This is a genomic window from Chitinophaga pendula (assembly GCF_020386615.1).
GTDB classification, from domain to species: Bacteria; Bacteroidota; Bacteroidia; order Chitinophagales; family Chitinophagaceae; genus Chitinophaga; species Chitinophaga pendula.
Map to the genome: position 1 here is coordinate 7,127,069 of NZ_CP077769.1, position 24,048 is coordinate 7,151,116.

Annotated in this window: 17 protein-coding genes; 6 read left to right on the forward strand and 11 right to left on the reverse strand. The window is 47.3% G+C overall.

Features of this window, described 5'->3' with window-relative positions; all coding sequences use genetic code 11:
* Window positions 1–146: 146 nt before the first annotated feature.
* The gene (locus tag KTO58_RS26940; RefSeq protein WP_095836436.1) at window positions 147–1,199 is read left to right on the forward strand and encodes a formylglycine-generating enzyme family protein; all 1,053 of its coding nucleotides are present in this window, start codon (window positions 147–149) and stop codon (window positions 1,197–1,199) included.
* A gap of 14 nt (window positions 1,200–1,213) precedes the next feature.
* On the opposite strand, the gene KTO58_RS26945 is transcribed toward KTO58_RS26940, so the two are convergent.
* From KTO58_RS26945 to dnaA, 10 genes are all read right to left on the reverse strand, one after another.
* Window positions 1,214–1,648: a hypothetical protein gene (locus tag KTO58_RS26945; protein WP_095836435.1), complete on the reverse strand. Its 435-nt coding sequence runs from the start codon at window positions 1,646–1,648 to the stop codon at window positions 1,214–1,216.
* Window positions 1,649–1,817: 169 nt separating this feature from the next.
* The gene (locus tag KTO58_RS26950; protein WP_095836434.1) at window positions 1,818–3,653 is read right to left on the reverse strand and encodes an alkaline phosphatase; all 1,836 of its coding nucleotides are present in this window, start codon (window positions 3,651–3,653) and stop codon (window positions 1,818–1,820) included.
* 90 nt (window positions 3,654–3,743) lie between these two features.
* Entirely contained in the window at window positions 3,744–4,871 is a 1,128-nt protein-coding gene (locus KTO58_RS26955; RefSeq protein ID WP_095836433.1) for a thiol-activated cytolysin family protein, read from the reverse strand.
* A gap of 41 nt (window positions 4,872–4,912) precedes the next feature.
* Window positions 4,913–6,508, reverse strand: a complete 1,596-nt coding sequence (locus tag KTO58_RS26960; protein WP_095836432.1) for a thiol-activated cytolysin family protein — start codon at window positions 6,506–6,508, stop codon at window positions 4,913–4,915.
* 34 nt (window positions 6,509–6,542) lie between these two features.
* Window positions 6,543–8,147 (reverse strand): thiol-activated cytolysin family protein, encoded by a 1,605-nt coding sequence (locus tag KTO58_RS26965; protein WP_095836431.1) that lies wholly within the window; start codon window positions 8,145–8,147, stop codon window positions 6,543–6,545.
* 28 nt (window positions 8,148–8,175) lie between these two features.
* Window positions 8,176–9,711 carry a thiol-activated cytolysin family protein gene (locus tag KTO58_RS26970; protein WP_095836430.1) on the reverse strand — a complete coding sequence of 512 codons (1,536 nt, stop codon included), beginning with the start codon at window positions 9,709–9,711 and terminating at the stop codon, window positions 8,176–8,178.
* Window positions 9,712–9,730: 19 nt separating this feature from the next.
* Window positions 9,731–11,386, reverse strand: coding sequence for a thiol-activated cytolysin family protein (locus tag KTO58_RS26975; RefSeq protein WP_157752719.1), 1,656 nt, complete (start codon window positions 11,384–11,386; stop codon window positions 9,731–9,733).
* A 146-nt stretch (window positions 11,387–11,532) separates the two neighbouring features.
* Complete coding sequence (locus tag KTO58_RS26980; protein ID WP_095836428.1) at window positions 11,533–12,648, reverse strand: thiol-activated cytolysin family protein; 1,116 nt, start codon at window positions 12,646–12,648, stop codon at window positions 11,533–11,535.
* A 298-nt stretch (window positions 12,649–12,946) separates the two neighbouring features.
* Window positions 12,947–14,584 (reverse strand): S41 family peptidase, encoded by a 1,638-nt coding sequence (locus tag KTO58_RS26985; RefSeq protein WP_095836427.1) that lies wholly within the window; start codon window positions 14,582–14,584, stop codon window positions 12,947–12,949.
* Between the two features lie 291 nt (window positions 14,585–14,875).
* The gene (gene dnaA, locus KTO58_RS26990; RefSeq protein WP_095836426.1) at window positions 14,876–16,309 is read right to left on the reverse strand and encodes a chromosomal replication initiator protein DnaA; all 1,434 of its coding nucleotides are present in this window, start codon (window positions 16,307–16,309) and stop codon (window positions 14,876–14,878) included.
* A 550-nt stretch (window positions 16,310–16,859) separates the two neighbouring features.
* On the opposite strand from dnaA, the gene KTO58_RS26995 reads away from it, so the two are divergent.
* The 4 genes from KTO58_RS26995 (at window position 16,860) to KTO58_RS27010 (ending at window position 21,321) form a co-directional block, all read left to right on the forward strand.
* Complete coding sequence (locus KTO58_RS26995; RefSeq protein ID WP_095836425.1) at window positions 16,860–17,249, forward strand: DUF3127 domain-containing protein; 390 nt, start codon at window positions 16,860–16,862, stop codon at window positions 17,247–17,249.
* Window positions 17,250–17,383: 134 nt separating this feature from the next.
* Window positions 17,384–18,937: an NAD(P)/FAD-dependent oxidoreductase gene (locus KTO58_RS27000; protein ID WP_095836424.1), complete on the forward strand. Its 1,554-nt coding sequence runs from the start codon at window positions 17,384–17,386 to the stop codon at window positions 18,935–18,937.
* A gap of 85 nt (window positions 18,938–19,022) precedes the next feature.
* Window positions 19,023–19,955 (forward strand): ABC transporter ATP-binding protein, encoded by a 933-nt coding sequence (locus KTO58_RS27005; RefSeq protein WP_095836423.1) that lies wholly within the window; start codon window positions 19,023–19,025, stop codon window positions 19,953–19,955.
* Between the two features lie 49 nt (window positions 19,956–20,004).
* Complete coding sequence (locus tag KTO58_RS27010; RefSeq protein ID WP_095836422.1) at window positions 20,005–21,321, forward strand: ABC transporter permease; 1,317 nt, start codon at window positions 20,005–20,007, stop codon at window positions 21,319–21,321.
* A 102-nt stretch (window positions 21,322–21,423) separates the two neighbouring features.
* Here the strand turns inward: KTO58_RS27010 and KTO58_RS27015 are convergent, their stop codons facing one another.
* Entirely contained in the window at window positions 21,424–22,416 is a 993-nt protein-coding gene (locus KTO58_RS27015; protein WP_095836421.1) for a sugar phosphate nucleotidyltransferase, read from the reverse strand.
* Between the two features lie 280 nt (window positions 22,417–22,696).
* Between KTO58_RS27015 and glyA the strand changes: the two genes are divergently transcribed.
* The gene (gene glyA / locus KTO58_RS27020) at window positions 22,697–23,980 is read left to right on the forward strand and encodes a serine hydroxymethyltransferase (RefSeq protein ID WP_095836420.1); all 1,284 of its coding nucleotides are present in this window, start codon (window positions 22,697–22,699) and stop codon (window positions 23,978–23,980) included.
* The last annotated feature ends 68 nt before the right edge of the window (window positions 23,981–24,048 follow it).

The window sequence follows — 24,048 nt, forward strand, 5'->3', positions numbered from 1 at the left end:
TATATAGGTTTACGAAGTCAGCCGGAATAGTCTTATTCCGGCTCTTTGTTTCAACATCACCACTAATGTAGTATACGCCGCAAAAAAGACCAGAATTGTATATCTTCATCCGCATATACAGATTGCTCACTTTAATATTTCCGAGGATGTATGTAGGGATAAGAAAGACCGGGATGCTCGGCCTCATAGCCGCACTCGCAGCTTGTGGCAACACGGGCCATAAAAACACCCATGCCGGCAGCACCGACACCACCAAGACCACCACACATAATATACCTGCCGCCGACACCTCGCCGGCTAAAATGGTATGGATACCGGGCGGTACCTTCGAAATGGGCGCCGAAGACTTCAAAGATGCCTTGCCCATTCATAAAGTAACCATACCAGGATTCCTCGTGGATGAACACGAAGTCACTAACGCCGAATTCGCCCGCTTCGTCGCCGCAACAGGATACGTCACCATCGCCGAACAACCACTCGATCCTAAAGACTATCCGGGCGTACCTATAGATAAACTGGTGTCCGGCTCCGCCGTCTTCACCCCGCCATCACATCCCGTATCCCTCGACGATCCCATGCAGTGGTGGATATACGTACCTGGCGCCAGCTGGAAACACCCGGGTGGCCCCAATACCTCCATCTCAGGCCACGAACAGGAACCCGTCGTCCACGTCTCCTACGAAGATGCCGCCGCCTACGCCAAATGGGCCGGTAAACGCCTTCCCACAGAAGCCGAATGGGAATTCGCCGCTCAGGGCGGCCATGGCAGAAGACCCTACTACTGGGGCAATGAACTCAAACCAGCGGGTAAATGGGTCGCCAATATCTACCAGGGCAACTTCCCTAACCAAAACCTGCTCGAAGATGGATTCGCCGCCGCCGCTCCCGTCAAAAGTTTCCCGCCCAACGACTACGGACTCTATGACATGGATGGCAACGTTTGGGAATGGTGCGCCGACTTCTACCGCCCCGACTATTACCAACATAGCCCGGCCAACAACCCGAAAGGACCTGCCGACAGCTTCGACCCCGACGAACCGGGCGCCGTTAAAAGAGTACAACGGGGAGGATCATTCCTCTGCAGCGACCAATACTGTAATCGCTATAAACCAGGCAGCAGAGGAAAAGGAGAAGTGAAAAGCGGTAGCAACAACCTGGGTTTCCGTTGCGTAAAAGATAGCACCGTCGCCAAAAAATAAATACCAACAGGATATCACTCCGTCAGCAGCCGAACCTGCGCCGGATCATCCACATTATATAACAGGTCCACCGCCTGACCCACACAAATCACTTCGGTAATGTCATGCCGCAACGATGTCATCACCTTCATCTGCTTACCACCCACCGTAGTAAACAATACCGTCACATAACTTCCCTTCTGTGTCGAAGCCGCCGCCGCCGTAACAACCCCTTGCACCTTCACCTGCTGCGACTGCAACGCCCGCCGCTCCCGGGCCGCCGCATGCATGCCAAAGACAAAGATCATCGCCAACGCCGGCAATACCATCCACGGCGCCACATGATGCCGCCAGTCACGGTCATACGGTAACAACGTCCGCAACTCCGACAGACTCCGGAAATCCGCCACCAGCTGCACCAGGAAAAAGAAAAATAAACCGGCCCCCAAAAAGGCTAACAATAAAGGCATCGTACTGTAAAAAGAAACAGGGATCCAACTGTAAAAAGAAAGAATGGTAAGCACAAGAAGCACTCCCCAGATTATGCGTCGGGTATTCATATAGGGATAGGTATTAGCATAATAAATATAGTATATTATTTAATAATACAAGACCTCGCTAACACCTATCCCGCTAAAGTTATTTTTTAGAGGCGTGATAACGTTGTAATACCTCCATAATACGACGGAATATATCCGTATTCTCATACACCCCCCGGAAATCCAGGGAATGAGGCCCGTAAGCAAATACCGGTACCATCACCGCACTGTGGTCATTAGTGCTGAAATGACCGTCAATATACCCCTGGCGGATATCCCCGTCCAGCAAACTTAATCCCCCGGTCTCATGATCCGCCGTGACAATCACCAGCGTCTTGCCGTCTTCATCCGCAAATCGCATCGCTGCCCCGATAGCAGCATCAAAATCTACCATCTCACTGGCCATATAACTAACATTGTTCGCATGCCCGCCAATATCGATCTGCGCCCCTTCTGCCATCATAAAAAAACCTTCCTTGTTTTGACGCATAGAACCAATCGCCTTCTCCATAGCATGTGTCAGGAAATTACCGCGCCCCTGCTGCATAGAACGGGAATTTTGATCGTCCAGCACCAGGTACTTGTCCGCACGGATACTGTCCATATCCGCATAACGGTTCACAATAGTATACCCTTGCTTTTGTAAAGCACCAGACAGGGAAGTGAAATACTTCGGACCTCCGCCTATCATAATATCCACCGGGCTTTTCAGGAAGTCATTGGCAATAGCCTGCTGCATCCCGCGATCTGGCTGATGACCGTAAAAAGCCGCAGGCGTAGCATCCGTGATATCACCGGCACTGATCAGCGCACTCCTCATACGGAAAGGGGCGATCAGGTCAGGAATAGCCGGATGAGCCACACCAGTAGCATCCACACCGATAGCCCGGTTATTGGTCTTCTGACCACTCGCCATCGCTGTACCTCCCGCCGCCGAGTCAGTAATGTAATTATCAGCAGAATAGGTTTTCGAAAACCCGATATTGATCATCTGCAACAGGTTCAGCTGCCCGTGGTTAGCCGTCAGACCAGAATAGATCTGCGTCAGTCCCATACCGTCACCGATCAGCAGGATCACATTTTTTACTTCCGTCCGCTGATCATTGTTCACATAACGGGCAGTATAGATCGCGTGCGTATCCTTCCCCGACCGGTACTCAGAGGCCGCACGGCTACCCAGGAAACTACTCAACGCTGCAATATGATCCGTGCCGATATAGTCCACTCCCATATTCACCATCGTCTTCCAGGTATTGATATTATCAGGTGCTCCCCAGAATCGCATCTTTTTGCCTTTCGCATGCACATCGGCAATAGCCTGCTCCACCAGCGCCTTCTCCTTATGTATGATCACACCCTTACCATTCCAGCTGGTATAATCCCGCAGGTTGGCACTGAACATAGGAATACGGGCCAGCTGCGCCGACGTATATGGCTCCTTCACCTTCCCGTCAAAAAGAATATATCCGGGATATTGCGCCCACTCCGCTACCGCCGGCTGATCACCGCTGATCACTACCTGCACCTTACCCGACCGCGTAATAGCCGGATATCGCTCCAGCTGCTGCACCAGCGCTTTCATCGTAGCCGTACCGCTGGTCTTGAAATCGATCATCAGCTGCAGACTACGGCTGCTGTCCGCATAAGGATAACCTTTGTGCTGCCGCAACTGCTGCAATAATGGTTGCAAGTACAGCCGCTCAAGCGTACGGCTGCTGTCTATCTCACCAGACGTATGCGCCACATACAACTGCCCCTTTCTCTCAAAAACATCCGCTTCTATAGACCCGAAAGTCTCGTAATAAGCAGTGTAAAAAGGCATCTTGTTCAGGTAGTCATTATGCGCATGTGCATTCGCAGTAGTGTAAAGAGGCGTTTGTGCCCTGAGTGTAGGTGCCGCAAGTGACAGCAGCACAGCGTAGAATAATCTGTTCATGTACAATATTTAAGACGACAGGACCGTCCACACCTCCACGCATTGGGGTATAAACAGTCCTGTCCGTCAAAAATAATAGCTTTTCGCTGCTTAATTAGCAAAGTCCACCTGGAACCGCGTCTTGAACAACGAGTGATCACTGAGGTATCTCAGCGTAAACGCAATAGGAACGCCAGGATCAGCGGCAGAAAACTCACCACCCCCGGCTACATAATTAACAAAAGAATCATATCCGGAGATCGCCTGCGCCTCCGTCTCCCCGTGTCCGCCCACAATAAATACCTGTATCTCCGAATTGTCAATCACCTGCTGCTCAGAGGTCGTCAGCGTCTCAGATGAACTCTTGAACAACTTCCGCGTCACCTTACTAAAGGCAGAATTCACATCGTTGAAAGAATAATTCGACTCGATCACAATAATACCCATCCGGCCATAAGTCACAGAACTCACATACACCGGAGAATACTGACCGAAATTATTAGGATTCGACGCCGGATCGATCAACTGACCATCACGGGGTATATCCATACTGATGTCAAAGTTCTTCTGCGTAAACTTCAACACCACACCCGTAGACTTGGAGATCTTGTTCTGACCCCAGCTCGAAGAACTGCTGGAAGAAGAAAAGATACCTTTCACCTTCGCATTGGAACCAAAAGATTGTTTGATCTCCTCGTAATAAGTAAACCGGGACAGCTCAAAACTAAAGCTAGAGATCTGTTTGCCCGATCCTGGCGCATTCAGCAGCGAATTACGCAGGAATACACGGGTCTCCGATAAGGACGGACTGGCAATAGTACCCGTAGGCGTCGTCGTCGGGAAAGTAACACCCACCCGGATAGGCCGCGGAATATAACCGGCAATCGGAATAAAATCCATCGTACTGATACTGTTACCCCGGATAATAGAACCAGGATATGCCAGTATCTCGTTGTCCGGCAACACCGCCTGCTCCGTAGATTCATAGATCACACTCTTACCGGTACCCGCCGCCCAGAAACTGTCCTTGATAAAAGTCGTAGGACTCAGCTGGATATCCGCCAGGTAATCTTTTAAAGACATGCTGTTCTTCACCCGGATCAATGGCTCCGGAAACTTGGGCAAATGACTGAAAGCAGATAATGGCCGCTGCTCAGGACTGATATCCTTTAGCTTCTTCTCGCAAGAAGCGAACAACAACGCCGCACCACTCAGTACCACTAATAGGTTCGTTTTCATAAATACGGGTTTGTGTTTAATGATGAATGAAATAATAAGTGTTATTTAACCGTATAACCATTACCTGGTAATAAAGTATAGGTCTTCTGATATTCCGTACCCGTAGGCATGTCAGGAGGCGCACTGCCACTGATCACCACTTCCATCAATGCATCCTGCTCCAGCAATATTTTCGTCCCCTTCTGCACATTGTCAATCACAGTAGCAGGACTCGTATACACATCCGACATCGGTCGATTCAAACCACCCCTCGTCGTATAGTTGTAAGAGAACTTGATCACGTTGCTGGCCTTCATAGGTTTGGTACAAGCCGCATCCGAATAAAATGCCAAAAACACATTGTAGAAATAAAACTTGCGGTAGGGGGGAGGGAAAGGCTCTTTCTTATCACTCCAGGCAGTCTCTATACGCGCATACACCTTTTCGATATTGCCATAGTTGATCTGGAACTTCGCCTTGTAAGGCTTGTGATCGCTCAGATACCGCATACTGAATACAATCGGCATACCGGGTGTCTGCGCAGAAAATGTCTGCCCACCACCCAGGTACTGCATGAAATGCTGATAACCACTCATCGTCTGCACGGCCATCGCACCTTGGCCACCTACCAGGTACACCTTGATATCCGCCCCGTTGATGATGTTGATCTCCGCCTGCGTCAGCGTATTACTGCCGTTCACAATACCGAGTATACCAAAGGCCTTCTGAAAAGCCGTCTTTAACTCGTCAAAACTGGCATTGGACTCCACCGTAATGATACCTAAACGGCCATACGTGACAGAACTCACATACAAAGGCGAATAAGCGCCTAAAATACCAGCGTCTACATTCAGGTCGATCAACTGTCCCGCCTTCGGAATATCCATGTCCACCGTGAAGTTCTTCTGGATGAATTTCGCCATCAGCCCCGTCGTCTTGGAGATCTTTTTAATACCGGTACTACCCGTACTGCTGCTGTTAAAAAAGATAGCGTTCGTATTCTTGCTGGTAGCAAAAAACTCTTTTAACTCATCATAGTAAGTGAACTCTTTGATGTTAAGATTATACTTCGAAAATCCACTTTGTGAGAACTCGCTGTTCAGTAATACATTGTTCACCATCTGGGTGGTAGCCGTAAGAGAGGGCACCGCGATATTCGCCGCTACCAGACTCGCCGGTGCAGGTAAGGATACCGATACACTGATAGGTTTCGGCGTATAACCGACCACGGGATTGAAATCAAAAGACTCCACAGAATTACCTTTGATCAACGCACCGGGATAAATCTGGTCCTCGTAATCGGAATACACCGCATGCTCATTAGACTCAAACTCCCAGGCATACGAACCCGTCTCCCAGTTGATCAGTTCCCGTATAGGATTAACATAACCGATAGTACCAGGCACAGGATCAGATAATTTCTGCTCGTCCAGCACCTTCCCGGCATCCACCGCCACACCGTTAAAGGGAGAACGGGGAGCTTCCCCCTTCAGGTCAATTTGAATGGTCCGCTCCGGATACTTCTTCAGATGACTAAAAGCAGTAAGCGCTGACGAAGAGATAGGAGCCGTCTGCTCCTCCTTCGATGCCTTGCGGCAGGCATTGCCCAACAAGAGCATCAGCAACAGTATAGCGGATAAAGAATAATATTTACGCATGTTGTAAGGAATGAATGGTTAAAGAAGAAAGAGACTACTTTGCGATATAGTAACCTTCGCCGGGCAACATTTTGAAGTTGATAAAGAATTGCTCATAGTTCTGCTCACTGTCATAATCAGGATAAGACGCTAACCGTACATGCGCTCCCACCAATACACTAGTACCCTTCAGCTCATTTTTGATACTGTAATTGGAGATATCTTCAGTGATACGGGGTGGCTCCGGTACAAGGTTCAGCTCCGACCGGTTACGTTGCTCAAAGTTGAACTGCACAAAATTGTAAGCCCTCGTAGGCATCGTACAGTTCGCATCCTGGTAAAAGGCAATATGCACATCCGCATACTCCCCAACCCGGTACTGGTAACCAAAGGGGCTCGTCGCATATTCCGTCTTGTAATTACGCAGCTCGATACGGGTATATACCTTGGCAATAGGACCATAGTTGATCTGGAACTGCGCCTTATAAGGCCGGTGATCACTCAGGTAACGCATACTGAACGAGATAGGCACCCCGGGCGTCTGTGGCGAAAAGGTCTGCCCGCCACCCAGGTACTGCATGAAATGCTGATACCCGTTCATTGTCTGCACCGCCATCGCTCCCTGACCACCCACCAGGTATACCTTGATATTCGCACCGTTGATGATATTGATCTCCGCCTGCGTCAGCGTATTACTGCTGTTTACCACACCGAGTATACCAAAGGCTTTCTGAAACGCCGTCTTTAATTCGTCAAAACTGGCATTCGACTCTACCGTAATGATGCCCAGGCGGCCATACGTCACAGAACTTACATACAAGGGCGAATAAGCACCGAGTATACCAGCATCCACATTCAGGTCTATCAACTGCCCCGCTTTAGGAATATCCATGTCCACCGTAAAGTTCTTCTGGATGAACTTCGCCATCAGACCAGTATTCCTGGAGATCTTTTTAATGTCCGTACTGCCGGAACTGCCACTGTTAAAGAAAATAAGATTCGTGTTCTTACTGGAGGCGAAAAACTCCTTCAGCTCATCATAATACGTGAATTGTTTAATGTTGAGGTTATACTTCGAAAAACCTCCTTGCGCAAAAGTGCTGTTCAGCAATACATGGTTGACCAGCTGCGTAGTGGCAGATAAGGATGGAACGTTAATAGTGCCGGCCACCAACCCCGCCGGAGCTGGTAAAGATACCGACAGGCTGATAGGTTTCGGGGTATAACCGATCACCGGGTTGAAATCAAAGGAGGCTACAGAATTACCTTTGATCAGCGCACCGGGATATATCTGGTCCTCATAATCAGAATAAACCACATGCTCGTTCGCCTCAAATTCCCAGGCATAACTCCCCGCATCCCAGTTGATCAGCTCTTTCACAGGGTTTACATAAGTAACCGTTGTCTCGTTAGGTGGGTCAGATCGTTTGTGCTCATCTAAAGATTTGCCGGCATCTGCCGTAGTGCTCACAGGCGAATAAGGAGTACGGTCCTTCACATTGATCTGTATCGGTTGCTCCGGATACTTTTTCATATGCTGGAAGGCACTTAGTACATCCCCCGCTACGGGGCTAACTGTCTTTTCCAGCTCCTGCTTGTGGCAAGAACTGGAAAGACAGCACAGTAGTACTAAAACTACGGGGCTAATAATAGTTTTCATAAATCATGGTTTTGGGTAACACTTACCATCAGCGTGTCGGGGCTACTATATAACCTTCTCCGGGTAATAACCGGTACTCGCGGGTCAGCTTGTCGCTTTCCGTTACCACTCCCTGATTGCTCACACGCTGATCCAGCGAACGGATCAATGCATTTCCCAGGAAGATAGAAGTACCTTTCAGCTCATTTCTGATCGTACTGCGTTCGTAACGGTCAGTAATACCATTCCATCCTTCACTGAACGGATTCGGTACGATCTGTGTCGTTTGCGTCCATACTTCATAGTTGTACTTTACAAAGTTGTAGGCTTTCACAGGCATCGTACAAGATGCATCCTGGTAGAAGGCAAGATGTATATCAGAGAAAGTACTTGGCATCGTACCCACGATCACACCAGGCTGCCCGGGTGCATTACCCCAGTAAATAGGAGAGGTCTGATTGCGGTATTCAAAACGGGCATAAGTACGCGAGATAGGACCATAGTTGATCTGGAACTGCGCCTTACAGGCAGAATGATCCTTCAGATAACGCATGCTGAACGCAATAGGAACACCCGGTGCTTGTGGGGAAAAGGTTTGTCCGCCACCCATGTATTGCAAGAAGTTCTGATAACCATTGATCGTCTGCACCGCCTTCGCACCTTCTCCGCCAATCAGGTATACCTTGATATCCGCAGCGTTGATCAGGTTGATCTCATCCTGCGTCAACGTATTGGTACCATTCACAATACCTAATATGCCAAAAGCCTTTTTAAAGGCTTGATTCAGTTGCTCGAAATCCGCATCCGATTCCACCGAGATAATCCCTAAACGACCATAGGTCACAGAACTCACATATGTTGGATTATAAGTAGTCAGTATCTGCTGATCTACATTCAGATCGATCAGCTCTCCTGCCTTCGGAATATCCATATCAAGCGTAAAGTTCTTCTGGATGAACTTCGCCATCAACCCCGTCTTCTTGGCGATCTTCCTGTAATTAGTAGTACCCGTGCTGGAAGTATTGAAAAAGATCGCATTCGTATTCACACCAGAAGCAAAGTATTCTTTCAACTCATCATAATAACTGAACTCCTTCGTGTTGAAATTGAACTTGGAAAAACCTCCTCCGGCCAACGGGCTGTTCAACAGCACATTGTTGACCGTCTGTACCATCGAACTGTAAGAGGGCGAGTTGATCGTCGCCGACACCTTGCTCGCCGGCGCCGGTAAGGATACCGATACCTTGATCGGCTTAGGCGTATAACCCACTACCGGGTTGAAGCTGAAATCAGCAATAGAATTACCCTTTATCAAAGCTCCAGGATATATCTGATCTTCATAGTCAGAATATACCACGTGCTCATTGGACTCGAAATCCCAGGCATAACTACCCACATCCCAATTGATCCATTCTTTAATAGGATTCACATAAGCGATCGTATTAGGTGGATCAGACCTTTTCTGCTCGTCTAATGCTTGCTCGGCAGCAGATTTGTCGATGAGTTTGTCCATCTCCTGCTTACGGCAGGAATTGGAAAGGCAGCATAGTACTAAAAGCCCTACTGCACTATAAATAGATTTCATAGATAATGAATTTTAATAACTAAGGATTATTGACAATGATATAACCCTCTCCCGGCAACAAGGAATAGGTCCTGTATATCTTCGTACGTTCTGTAACGACACCCTTACTGGTTACATGCTCATCCAGTGAATTGATCAGGATATTACCCATGTATATAGAAGTACCCTTTTGATCATTCTGCCGCGTACCTTTATCATAGGTATTGGTAACCCCTCCTGATACCGGCGCCGGTATGATCTCTATCGTCAGTGTATGAAGCTGATAATTGTACTTCACAAAATTGTAAGCCTTCACAGGCATCGTACAGGAGGCATCCTGGTAAAAAGCAAGATGAACATCCGCATATAGATCAGGCATCGTACCAACGATCACACCGTTCTGCTCAGGTGCATATCCCCACTTCATTGGGTAAGTCTGGTTACGATATTCAAAACGGGCATAAGTACGGGAAATCGGACCATAATTAACCTGGAATTGTGCTTTACAGGCAGAATGATCACTCAGATACCGCAGGCTGAATGAAATAGGTACCCCAGGTGTTTGCGGCGTAAAAGTTTGCCCGCCTCCCAGGTATTGCAGAAAGTTCTGATAACCGTTGATCGTCTGTACCGCCTTCGCTCCGTCGCCACCTACCAGGTACACCTTGATATCCGCAGCATTGATCAGGTTGATCTCATCCTGCGTCAAGGTATTAGTACCGTTCACAATGCCCAATATGCCAAAAGCCTTTTTAAAGGCCTGGTTCAGTTGCTCAAAATCCGCATCCGACTCCACCGTGATAATACCTAAACGCCCATATGTCACAGAGCTCACATACACCGGCGCATAGTTACCCAGTATCTGCTGATCTACATTCAGATCGATCAGCTCTCCCGCTTTAGGAATATCCATGTCAATAGTGAAGTTCTTTTGAATGAACTTCGCCATTAACCCGGTACGCTTGGAGATCTTTCTAATATTGGTAGTACCCGAACTGCTGGTATTGAAAAAGATAGCATTCGTATTCACGCTGGAGGCAAAAAACTCCTTTAGCTCATCATAATAAGTAAACTCCTTCGTGTTAAAATTAAACTTGGAAGCACCTCCGCCGGATAATGCACTATTCAACAACACATTGTTGACCGTCTGTACCATAGAGGTATAAGATGGCGCGTTGATCGTCGCCGCTACCTTGCTGGCCGGCGCCGGCAGGGAGACAGAGACCTTAATAGGTTTCGGTGTATAACCAATCACGGGATTGAAAGCGAAATTGGCAACAGAATTCCCCTTAATTAATGCACCTGGATATATCTGATCCTCATAATCAGAATATACCACGTGCTCGTTGGCCTCAAATTGCCAACTGTAAGAACCAGCATCCCAGTTGATCAACTCTTTGATCGGGTTCACATAGCCGAGTGTACCCACTGGTAAAGGTTGCAGCGGATCTCCGGACATTTGCTGCGCTTCATGCAGCTGTCGCAGATAATCAGCCGAATCTACCTGTGGTGCACGGGGAACCTGATCCTTCAGGTCAATAGTAATAGTTTGCTGCGGATATTTGGGGAGATGACGGAAAGCATTCAGCGCCTGACCGGATAGCGTCGCTTGCATCGCCTCCTTTTCCTTCTTTTGGCAGGACGTAGCCAGCAATATCGCCGCCACACCCAACACCAATTTATAGTGAGTGCTCATGATCAAATTATAGTACTTGAGAGATAGGTATGGTCTGAAAGTGTGATCACATAAAGCCATAAGGCCACAACGCATGATCTGTAGGATCATAGACGTCGCGGCCTTATAGGCATCAAACATGTTGAATGATCAAAGCCTGATAGTCATCAGTTAACAACATCAACATTGAAGTTTGTTTTGTACAGCGTGTGATCGCTCAGGTAACGCAAACGGAAGAATAAAGGTACTCCCGGATCATTAGCACTGAACTCACCGCCTTTCAGGATGTGCTCCTTGAACTCATCATAACCGTTGATGGTTTTTACACCAGTCTCACCTTGACCACCCACCAGGAAGATCTTGATGCTCGCACGGTTGATGATAGCTTTCTGATCCAGCGTAACACCTACATCACCTTTTACTACACCAATGTTAAAGGCTGCTTTGAACGCCAGGCTCAACTCCTCATAGTTGTCGTCAGACTCGATCAACACAACACCCATACGGCCGTAGGTGATAGAGTTAACATACACAGGAGACCATTGACCGATTAACGCAGGATCAATAGTACCATTGATCAGCTGACCATCACGTGGAATGTCCATGTTCAAAGTGAAGTTCTTCTGAATGAACTTGGCAGTCAAACCAAATTTCTTCTTGATCTTCATAGAGGTACCGTTGATACCTACACTGAATACGCTACCTACACTCACGTTAGCGCCAAAGGTCAACTTCATCTCATTGTAGTTAGTGATCTGCTGCATGTCAAAACTGAAGCTGGCCAATTGCTTACCAGATACGCCAGACAACAATGCGTTGTTAACAAAATCAATGGTAGAAGTCCAGGCTGGCCAGGCAATAGTACCAGTTACATTCTTACCTACCAGTGACAGACCAACAGTAATTGGCTTCCTGTCATAACCTACAACAGGATCAAAAGTACCTCCGGGTACAGAGCTACCCTTGATGATAGAACCAGGATAAATGATCTCCTCAAAGTCAGGCAATACTACCTGCTCTCTGGTCTCAACAATCCATCTTGTACCACCAGGAAGCGTCTCAGAACCAATAATGCTGGCACTCTCCTTGTCTGCATTCTTCAGATCCTTCAGGAAATCAGAACCAGAGGTTAAGTAAATTACCTTGTTAGGGTACTTGGGCAAATGGCTGAAAGCAGACAATGGCTTTCCTTGGTCAACAGGGGTAGTCTCCTTGTCATTCTTCTTACAGGAGTACAGCACGCTCGCGGTCAGTCCGAGCGCTAATAGGACCTTAGTGTTCATACAGATCTAGTTTAATATATGAGATGGTTATAAAAAAAACGGGACAACAATGCTCATAGACACTCAGGGTAAACTGGCTCTCTCACGCATCTCGACAGATTTTACATACTGGGATATCAATCGCAATAGGGAAACTAACAGTTTGTTTTAATTGTAATGCAATAATAACACCTTGGGATGCTTGTTAGCAGGCTTTATCGTCACAGAATCATTAATTGGAATAACTTTTTATCTTGTTATAGAAACTTGGTGCATATAGTGATCGACGTGCTGATTATATAACGTGTTTTTTTGACAATTATTTTAAAAATCTCCAATTATCTTTTATTAATCCATTAAACATAGGAGCAGATACAGGGATTTCTTTCACATGAAAATTATTGTCAGTACTGGATAACCGCTCCTGGCTGGCAATACGAGGCAGTGCGCCGGGCGCTATAGCGTCAATGGCCGCACGTAATGCAGGATCTCTGGTGTCTCCGAAATTATATCTCGCATCATCAGGCCTTGATATGTCTGTTGGCATGCCATCAAAATAATCGCCTTCATTGTTCGCATTCTTATCCTGAAACATCGACATGTATACCTTGTAATGATCTATCCTGATATCAAAGAATCCTACCGGCTTACCATAAGTACGCACCGGTGTATTACCTGCGGATGATACACCTATCAGGGTAACCGGCATGTAGGGCTTTAATACATTGATCAGTAACTCGGCGGCACTCGCCGTTTTATCACTTACAATGAAGTATATCTTCCGCAACTGATGCAAACCGTATTCATGATCAAAAAAAGTGGTATTGCTGGCTACACTGAAATCGATGTCAGCCAGCGTCGCAAGGCGGTCTCCCAGCATCACCGGCTGATTATTGCCGTCATAGATATACTGTTTCGCCAGCAACGGAGATTCTCCCCGCTGCATCACCGCATTATAATGCTCGCTGAACATAACCCGCCGGTCAGAAGCAGCAGGCCCTATCACATTGGCGATATACTTACAGGTATTCAGATATCCGCCACCGTTATATCTCAGGTCGATGATCAGGTCAGTGATCTGCGCATTGATAAAACGCTGGAATATCGGAGAGAGCGCTGTCCTGGCATTGGATGCCGGACTGAAATAGTGAAAGGAGAAATACCCGATGTTACGCTGCCCCAGACGAAATATGCTATCCTTATGTACCGGATCAGCACTGTAGTTACTTTGATATAAAGTAGCCAAACGCTCCGTACCACTGTCTTCATCCTTTATCATCAACTCGACGGCACTGTTCTGAAAGGCAGATTGTACAAAATCATAATAACTCTCCGTAGTGCTCACAGGCCGGCTATTCACCTTCGTAACACGTAAGCCTCGCCTGACACCGGCATTATCCGCCGACGATCCGCGTATCGCATACTGTATACGTATATCATTGCTGCCAATGGCTACAAGCCCCAACCCAAAAGATTCTCCGGCGCCTTTTAATGTATTCACAGCCACAGGCGTACCACCGGACTGCAGATAATCTAATACCGTGGAATACTTCGCTACACCGGTTTGCGACGGATGCCGCTCATACGGTTGACTGGTAACCGGATTAATAGCAAATTGACTGAGTACAAACAAGGTTTTCTTTACCTGGTCCATCTCTGAAGTGCCGTCGCCTAAGTACTGCCGTGGATTAAATTGTTGCTGGGTAGGCAACTGATTGTTCCATAGATACAGCTCCTTCGCGTAAAAATACAATGAGTCAAGCGTTAATGCGGTGCGTGACTGATCGGGTCCGGGTGGTGCAGGGTTGACAGTTTCGTTTTTTTTGCATGCAGTGCTCAGTAACACGAAGGCTAACGGTACCACATTGCGTCGACATAGGTGCCTGCTCGCAATAAAGATATCAAACATATAAAAGTACAGGAGGCAAGAACTTAGCTGTGGATGATGGGTTTTCATTTCACAGGTTCGCCGGGTTATTAAACTTTGTTCTTTTTTGTGCTCGTTTTTCGACTATACGAAGATCAAGGTAGCGTGTATTTTTCTATTAGCCGGCAATCGCTGTGTTATGTTTTTGTTAATGAGATGTTAACGGGACTGCGTTGATAAGTTCAAGGAAATTGTTATCACACAAACTCAATGCATTAGAAGCACCACTAGAAAGTTTTAAAGGGCAGAACGACAATAAATAAAAATGCCGGATCATCGATCCGGCATTCAATAAGGTTGCAATAGGGAGTTCGGATAGTATTACATAGCAGCTAACTGCACTTTTTGTTGCAGCTCAATAACGCTGTCTCTGAAAGTGATATCAGTATCCATCAGGTCTTTTACCGTCTGACAGGAATGGATCACCGTAGTATGATCCCGTCCGCCAAAATGTTCGCCGATGGTCTTCAAGGAATTTTTTGTAAATGATTTCGCCAGATACATCGTGATCTGCCTGGCCTGCACGATCTCACGCTTACGCGTCTTCTGCAGTAACTTGTCATACGGCACATCAAAATACTCACACACCATTTTTTGTATGCTCTCGATTGTAATCTCTTTCGAAGAAGTTTTTACAAAAGATTTTAATACACGTTTCGCTAACTCCAGGTCAATCTCTTTTCTGTTGAGTGACGATTGCGCCAGTAAAGAGATCAACGCACCTTCCAACTCACGCACATTGGTCTGTATATTATAGGCTACATACTTCACCACCTCTTTAGGCATCTCCAACCCGTCATTCCGCATCTTCATCTCCAGTATCTCCATACGGGTCTCAAAGTCGGGCACCTGTATGTCCGCACTTAATCCCCAACGGAACCTGCTCAGCAAACGCTCCTGTACACCGTCCAGATCTTTTGGCGGTTTATCAGATGTTAATATGAGCTGCTTGCCGGATTGATGTAAATGGTTGAAGATCGCAAAAAAAGCATCCTGTGTTTTCTCCGCACGCGCAAAGAACTGTATATCATCTACAATCAACACGTCTATCAACTGATAGAAATGTATAAAGTCATTAATGATACTATTCTTCGAGTGATCGATAAACTGATTGATGAACTTCTCCGCACTTACATACAACACCACCTTGTTCTGATGTATGCGCTTTACTTCATTACCAATAGCCTGTGCCAGGTGGGTTTTACCCAATCCCACACTACCATATATTACCAGCGGATTAAAAGAAGTACCTCCGGGTTTTTCCGATACCGTTTTACCAGCTCTTCGCGCTACTCGGTTGGAATCACCCTCTATGTAAGAATCAAAGGTGTAATTCGGGTTCAGCTGCGAATCAATCTGTACACGCTTTATACCAGGTATAACAAACGGATTCTTTACAGGATTCTGTATCGTAAGCGGAAAATCTACTTCACTGCCCTTTTGCTGCTTGGTGAATTGTGTCGGCATGTTCACTGTCTTCGGATGTTGATGCGGAGTGCCATTCTCCACTACTATCCTGTACTCTAAGCGCGCTTCCTTGCCTAATTCACGCTTGATCGTCTTACCCAATAATCCTACATAATGCTCCTCCAGGTACTCGTAAAAAAATTGACTGGGAACTTGTATGGTTAAAACATTGTTTTCAAGTTTTATGGGCTTAATTGGTTCAAACCAGGTCTTAAATGGCTGCCATTCCACAATATCCCTAATTATATTAAGACACCTTTCCCAAACTTGTTCGCAAGTTTTATTCATTGAGTGAAAAAAAATTAGTTGTTTATGAATTAAGGATTGTTTCTCGAATTCTAAATCTTCTAGCGCAGGATGCAAGAAAATTTTCAGACAGGACGACGAATATCTGTAGAAAATGTTGAAAAAAAAAATTTATCTCCCCTTGTTTATATGCTATTGATAACAGTCCTTTTCTACCTTTTTTCTACTTATTAACACCAGTTTAGTAGACTGATTTTATTATCATTTTACTAAAACAATAATGGTAAAATAAACAGCTCTGATTCACAGTTCCTTCCGTTTACTATTAACGCTTTTACCATAAATGTGTTCATAAGAGATAAAATAATATTGCACGGTTAGATGTACCCCATAAATACAGGTGGTGTCACTTTCCTGATGTTAACAATTCCGAATGCGTGTGCAAAACTATGTTAGTAACTGCACTTAAAAAAATGTTAGAGCACGATGAAATTCACTTCTTTTTTCTTATGAGCACCACAAAAAATTTTATTGCCGCCCAGTCCCATTAATACCCTATCTTTGGCGGTCTGAAACTGCTAAATTTGTTTATATGAGTTTTGAAATTACCGGAAAGCTGGTTGTGAAGTACAATACGGTACAACGTAGCGAAACCTTTAAGACCAGGGAGTTCGTTATTGAAAAATCTGATGATATTAATGGTCGGGTTATCAATAACTATATAAAATTCCAATCTGTGCAGGATCGCACCAGCATCGTTGACAAATTCAACGAAGGCGAAATGGTGAAAGTATACTTCAATATCAAAGGTACCCGCTGGGAAAAAGATGGTAAAGTAAACTACATCACCAACCTCGACGCATGGCGCATGGAATCTGTAATGGCTGCTGGCGCTGCCGCAACCACTGATCGTATGCCTGACTACAACACCTCCCAGGCCCCCATGGGTGGCCAGGACGGCGGCGACGACCTCCCTTTCTAATCACTAAGCATATTCATAGCTTATCGCGGGTACCTGTGTCAATCAGGTACCCGCTTTCATTAGCACATAATAACAGACTCGACCGTCAGGTCCACCGCTCCATCTCCCGGCTTTAGGATAAATACCTAACCTGTATGATACAACAGATATCGCTCAAATTATTACCGGCAGACGCCGCCAGCAATACCGCCATCACAAAGGCCGCCGCTCAGTCTTTGAGTGTCAAACCAACAGCCATCACCGGCTACAACCTGATCAAAAAGTCCATAGACGCCCGTTCAAGACAAGTCTATTTCATCCTCACCGTAGAAGTATTCGTCAACGAACCCTTCCAACACCGGACGCTCCTCTCCCCCCAATACAATAGCCTCCCAGCCGGAGCACCACAAATACTCATCATCGGCGCCGGCCCCGCCGGCCTCTTTGCCGCACTTTATCTCATCGAACATGGCTACAAACCTATCGTACTCGAAAGAGGTAAAGATGTCCGCGCCCGACGCCGTGACCTCGCCGCCCTCAATAAAACAGGCATCGTACACCCCGATTCCAACTACTGCTTCGGTGAAGGTGGCGCAGGCACCTACTCCGATGGTAAACTTTACACCCGCTCCGGTAAAAGAGGAGATATACAACGTATACTCAGCATTTTTGTTCACTTCGGCGCCGACGAAAAAATATTGTACGAAGCACACCCGCATATCGGTACCAACAAACTACCGCATATCATCACCGCCATGCGTGAACAGATCATCGCCGCCGGTGGTGAAGTACACTTCGAACAGAAAATGACCGATCTCAACCTCCAGCATGGAAAGGTCACCGGCGTAACCACCGAAAAAGGAGACACCTTCGAGGCCAATCATGTAATACTCGCCACCGGACACTCCGCCCGCGATATCTTCCAGCTCCTGCATCTCAAAGGCATCGCCATAGCAGCTAAACCGTTCGCATTGGGCGTCAGAGTAGAACACCCGCAGCAACTCATCGATAGCGCACAATACCATTGCGCCCTGAGAGGGGAATACCTCCCGCCCGCCAGCTACAGCCTCGTCGAACAAGTCAACGGTCGCGGCGTTTTCTCCTTCTGCATGTGCCCCGGCGGCATCATCGCCCCGGCTGCAACATCCCCGGGAGAACTGGTCGTTAACGGATGGTCACCTTCCAAACGGAATAACCCCTTCGCCAATTCCGGCATGGTGGTAACCGTAGACGAATCAGACTTTGCACCTTTTGCACACCATGGACCCCTCGCCGGCATGTACTTCCAGCAGGCTGTAGAACAACAGTGCTTCCAGGTGGGTGGTGGCCACTTCGTCGCCCCCGCACAACGCATGACCGACTTCGTCAATGGTAAAATATCCAACTCCCTCCCCGAATGCTCCTACGTACCCGGACTCAATAGCGTAGACCTGCGTACCGCACTGCCCCCCGCCGTATACGAACGGCTGGCTCCCGCATTCAAAGCTTTCGGCCGTAAAATGAAAGGATATTATACCGAAGATGCCGTCCTCGTCGCCACAGAATCACGTACCTCCTCTCCCGTACGCATTCCCAGGCATCCCGAGACCTTCATGCACCCCCAGGTCACAGGTCTATACCCCTGCGCCGAAGGCGCCGGATACGCCGGCGGTATCGTATCCGCAGCAATGGATGGCGAAAAAATAGCGGCCGCCATTATCCGCCAATAGGCCAGCCCTCACCACTCATCCGTAAGAAGCCCTCTTTCCTGTTAAACAATAACAGACATCCGCTAAGTTTTTATAATTTAAGCGTATGAACTTACTGGACATCAAACATCTTAAAAAGTATTATGCTACCCATAAAGCTGTGGATGATATCAGCTTCTCCATCCCTGCTGGTAGCATATTCGGTCTGCTCGGCCCCAATGGCGCCGGCAAAACCACCTTGCTACGTATGATCACCGGCATATTCTATCCCGATGAAGGCGAAATATTGTTCGATGGCAGACCATTCAATGCCCTCAACGATACCCGCAACATCGGATACATGCCCGAAGAAAGAGGATTGTACAAAAAGATGAAAGTAGGCGAACAAGTACGCTACCTCGCCCAACTCAAAGGCCTCTCCTCTATAGAAGCTAAGAAAAAAGTAAAATACTGGTTCGATAAAATGGAAATCGGTAGCTGGACCAACAAAAAGATCGAAGAACTAAGCAAAGGCATGCAACAAAAAGTACAGTTCATCGCCACCGTCCTCCACGAACCCAAACTGCTCATCCTCGACGAACCCTTCTCCGGCCTCGACCCAATCAATTCCAACCTCATCAAAGAGGAAATATTCGACCTGTGCCGCAAAGGAACCACCATCATCTTCTCCACCCACCGCATGGAACAGGTAGAAGAAATATGCGATCACATCATACTGGTCAATCAGGGCCATAAAATACTCGATGGCTCCGTAAAAGAAATCCGCCAAAGCTTTAAACAACATCTCTATCGCATAGATGTTGGGACCTTGCCCAACTTCGCGCAAATGGCCACCCACCACTTCTCTATCGTCAAACAGGAAGGCCTCTCCTATACCGTAAAACTCAATGAAGACAGCCGTACCAACGATGTACTCGCCCACTTCATCCACCACGATATTCCTATTACCTTCTTCGAAGAAATACTCCCTACCATCAACGAAGTATTCATCACCCAGGTGCAAAAAATGAATAGCACACTAACGCAACAAACCGCGTAGTGAATATCCGGTTGCATTATCATTCAACAGTAGTTACAAAATCATTTACATGGACAAGATCTGGCTTATTATAAAACGAGAGTTCCTGACCCGCGTCAGAAAAAAAAGCTTTCTCATACTCACAATACTCATCCCTATCTTCTTCGCTGGCTTAATCATCGTTCCCATACTGATCGCCTCCAAAGGCGAAGAAAATAAACGCATCGCCGTCATCGACGACAGTGGCCTGTTCGCCGGCCATCTCGCCGATAAAAAAGGCCTCTACTTCAAATTCGTACATGCCGGTATAGATACCTTCAAAACAAATTATCCCGAATATGGTTACGCCGGCGTACTATATATCCCCGGCATTAACATAGAGCGCCCCAGTGGTATTGCCTACTATAGCAGCGGACAGGTAAGCATCACCATCGAAGGCGTACTCACCCGCGGCGTCAACGATGTCATCCGCGACAGACGTATGGAAAAAGCCGGCATCGATCACGACAAACTCGAACAGACCCGCGCCGAAGTAAATATCGACTTCCGCGCCGGCGGCGAAGAAAAAAAGAAGGGGAACTCCGCCATCGCCTATATCGTAGGATATATATCCGGCTTTATCATCTATATCATCCTCATGATCTTCGGTATGTCCGTAATGAGAGGTGTCATGGAAGAAAAAGTCAGCCGCATCGCAGAGGTCGTAATGTCCAGCGTCAAACCTTTCCAACTCATGATGGGTAAGATCGTCGGTATCGCTGCCGTAGGACTATTGCAATTCATGATATGGGGCATCCTGATTGTTGCATTGCAACTACTACTGCCGTTGTTTATTTCTCCCGAAGTACTACAGGCAGCCAGCCAGGCTAATGTCGCCCAGACCGCCGCTGCCAACAACTCCGCCATGGTAGAAGCCATAGAAAAAGTATCCTACCTCATAGACAGCGTCAACTGGACCCTCATCATTAGCTGCTTTATCTTCTATTTCCTGGGTGGATATCTCTTTTACTCCGCATTGTTCGCCGCCGTAGGCAGCCTCGTAAATGAAGATGCCAGCGACGTACAGGGACTTACATTCCCCATCACATTGCCGATCATCATAGGTATCATGATCATGATCACTTCCGTTCAGAATCCGGATAGCCCCCTGGCCGTATGGGGTAGCATCATCCCGTTCACCTCCCCAATGGTCATGATGGCCAGGCTCCCGTACGGCGTACCGGGTACCGTCACCTACTGGCAACTGGGACTGTCTATGCTGCTGCTGGTAGCCGGATTCCTGCTCACCACCTGGCTGGCTGGTAAGATCTATCGCACCGGTATCCTCATGTATGGTAAAAAGATCACCTTCAAAGAAGCCCTCCGCTGGGCCGTTAAAAAGAACTAAATTTAAAAAGGCACGCCGTTCTGATCGGCGTGCCTTTTTAAAATATCCTATCCCCGGACTATCCCCGGACTATCCCCGGACTATCCCCGGACTATCCTAGGTCTATCCCAGGTCTATCTCCGTATTATCACCTATATTCAGGCTCTGACTAAGCCCGCGTATATTCGCATCACTACCGATCAGCGACGACTTCAATACCACCTCGTACAAGTTACTGAACGAACCAATGATAGAATCCTTCACAATCGAATAATTCACCACCGTATTATCGCCGATCGCCACATTAGGTCCTATGATCGAATTCTTAATATTACAACCTTCCCCTATACTTACCGGCGGGATGATGATCGTATTTTCATAGGGCAACACCGGATTGTTGGCCAACTTATACTTCTTCAGTAAAATAGCATTCGTCTCCAGCAAAGTATCCTTACGACCGCAATCAAACCAGTTGCTCACCTTGAACGAATTGAACCGCACCCCGTGCTCTATCATACACTCCAACGCATCCGTCAGCTGAAACTCATCATGCGACTTAATTCGCTGATCTATATTACGCTGCAGACATTCATACAACTGCTTCGACTCCTTCACCTTGTACAACCCTACCAGCGCCAGGTTAGATTTCGGTATCTGTGGCTTCTCCACCACCCGCGTGATCTCCCCGTTACCATTCAGCTCCGCTACCCCGAAATTACGGGGATCATCCACCTTCTTAACCCCCAACAACGACACCGGCGAATCGATCAGCTCCCGGAAGTTACACTCACAAATAGTATCCCCCAATACGATCAATATCTCATCCTCCTGCACTATATCACGCGTTAACAATATCGCATGTCCCGTACCTTCCCGACTGTTCTGATGCACAAAATGACAGGTCAGTCCCGGATACTTTTGCTCCACATAATGCTGGATCTTCTCTCCCAGGTAGCCTACCACAAACACAAACTCCTTAATACCCGCTTCTACTAACTGATCAATAATAATACTTAGTATCGTTCTGCCGGCTAATGGTATGAGCGCTTTCGGTTGTGTATATGTATGTGGTCGTAGCTTGGTGCCCGCACCGGCTACTGGTATAATTGCTTTCATGAAGTAATTGCTGTTTTAAAATAGAATCCCGTCCTTACTTCGTACACCATCCCTTGGTGTTGCTTGGCCGAATGGCCGATTGCTTATTGTCACCGCGCTGCACGACGGATTCGCATATCAGATCGAATTCCCGGGCACAAAACCCGAGGCGTGAAGGTAACACAAAATTATAAACCGACCATTGCAACCGATTTTTTACTATTCCTCACAAAATTGTAATCATCCCTGCATTGCATTTCATACCGCTTTCCTTTATTTTTGCGTCAAATTTTTACAGCACATGCAAAGAGATCAGCAAATATTCGATATTATCCGCCAGGAATTGCAGCGTCAGCGCCATGGCATTGAATTGATCGCCTCCGAAAACTTTACCAGCTATCAGGTAATGCAAGCGATGGGAAATGTGATGACCAACAAATACGCAGAAGGATACCCGGGCAGAAGATATTATGGTGGCTGTGAAGTTGTCGACCTCAGTGAACAATTAGCCATAGATCGTGCTAAAGAGATCTTTGGTGTAGAATATGCCAACGTACAACCCCACTCCGGCGCACAAGCTAACGCCGCAGTAATGCTTGCTATCCTGCAGCCAGGAGACAAAATACTGGGCCTCGATCTCAGCATGGGTGGACACCTCACACATGGCGCTGCTGTAAACTACTCCGGTAAACTCTATGAACCCCACTTCTATGGCGTAAACAAAGAGACCGGCCTCATCGAATATGATAAAATGGAACAGATCGCCCTGCAGGAAAAACCCAAAGTAATCATTTGTGGTGCTTCCGCCTACAGCCGCGACTGGGACTATAAACGCATCCGCGCCATCGCCGACCAGATCGGCGCCTTCGTAATGGCTGATATCGCTCACCCCGCCGGCCTCATCGCCAAAGGATTGCTCAACTCACCATTCGAACATTGCCACTTCGTAACCACTACCACCCACAAAACACTCCGCGGCCCACGTGGTGGCCTCATCCTCATGCACAAAGATTTCGAAAATCCTTTCGGCCTCAAAACCCCTAAAGGCGAAATCCGCATGATGAGCTCCCTCATCGATACCGCCGTATTCCCAGGTATCCAGGGCGGACCCCTCGAACACGTGATCGCCGCCAAAGCCATCTCCTTCTTCGAGATCCTCTCCGACGAATATACCCAGTACGCCAAACAAGTACAGACCAACGCTCAGGCAATGGCCAAAGCCTTCATCGACAAAGGATACCAAATCGTATCGGGCGGTACCGAAAACCACCTCATGCTCATCGACCTGCGCAATAAAAATATCTCCGGTAAAAAAGCAGAACAAACGCTCGTTAAAGCAGACATCACCGTTAACAAAAACATGGTGCCCTTCGACGATAAATCCGCTTTCGTTACCTCCGGTATACGTATCGGTGTTCCCGCCATCACCACCCGCGGCCTCCAGGAAAACCAAATGGCCCAGATCGTAGAATGGATCGACGAACTGCTCATGGATGCAGACAACGATACCAACATCACCAGGATCCGTGGCGAAGTAAACACCTTCATGAACCAGTTCGAACTCTATCCGGAAATGGGCGCTTAATCCCCCGCATACAGATGATTCGGCTACATATAAAAAGGGCTGTCTCCCACAGGAAGACAGCCCTTAAT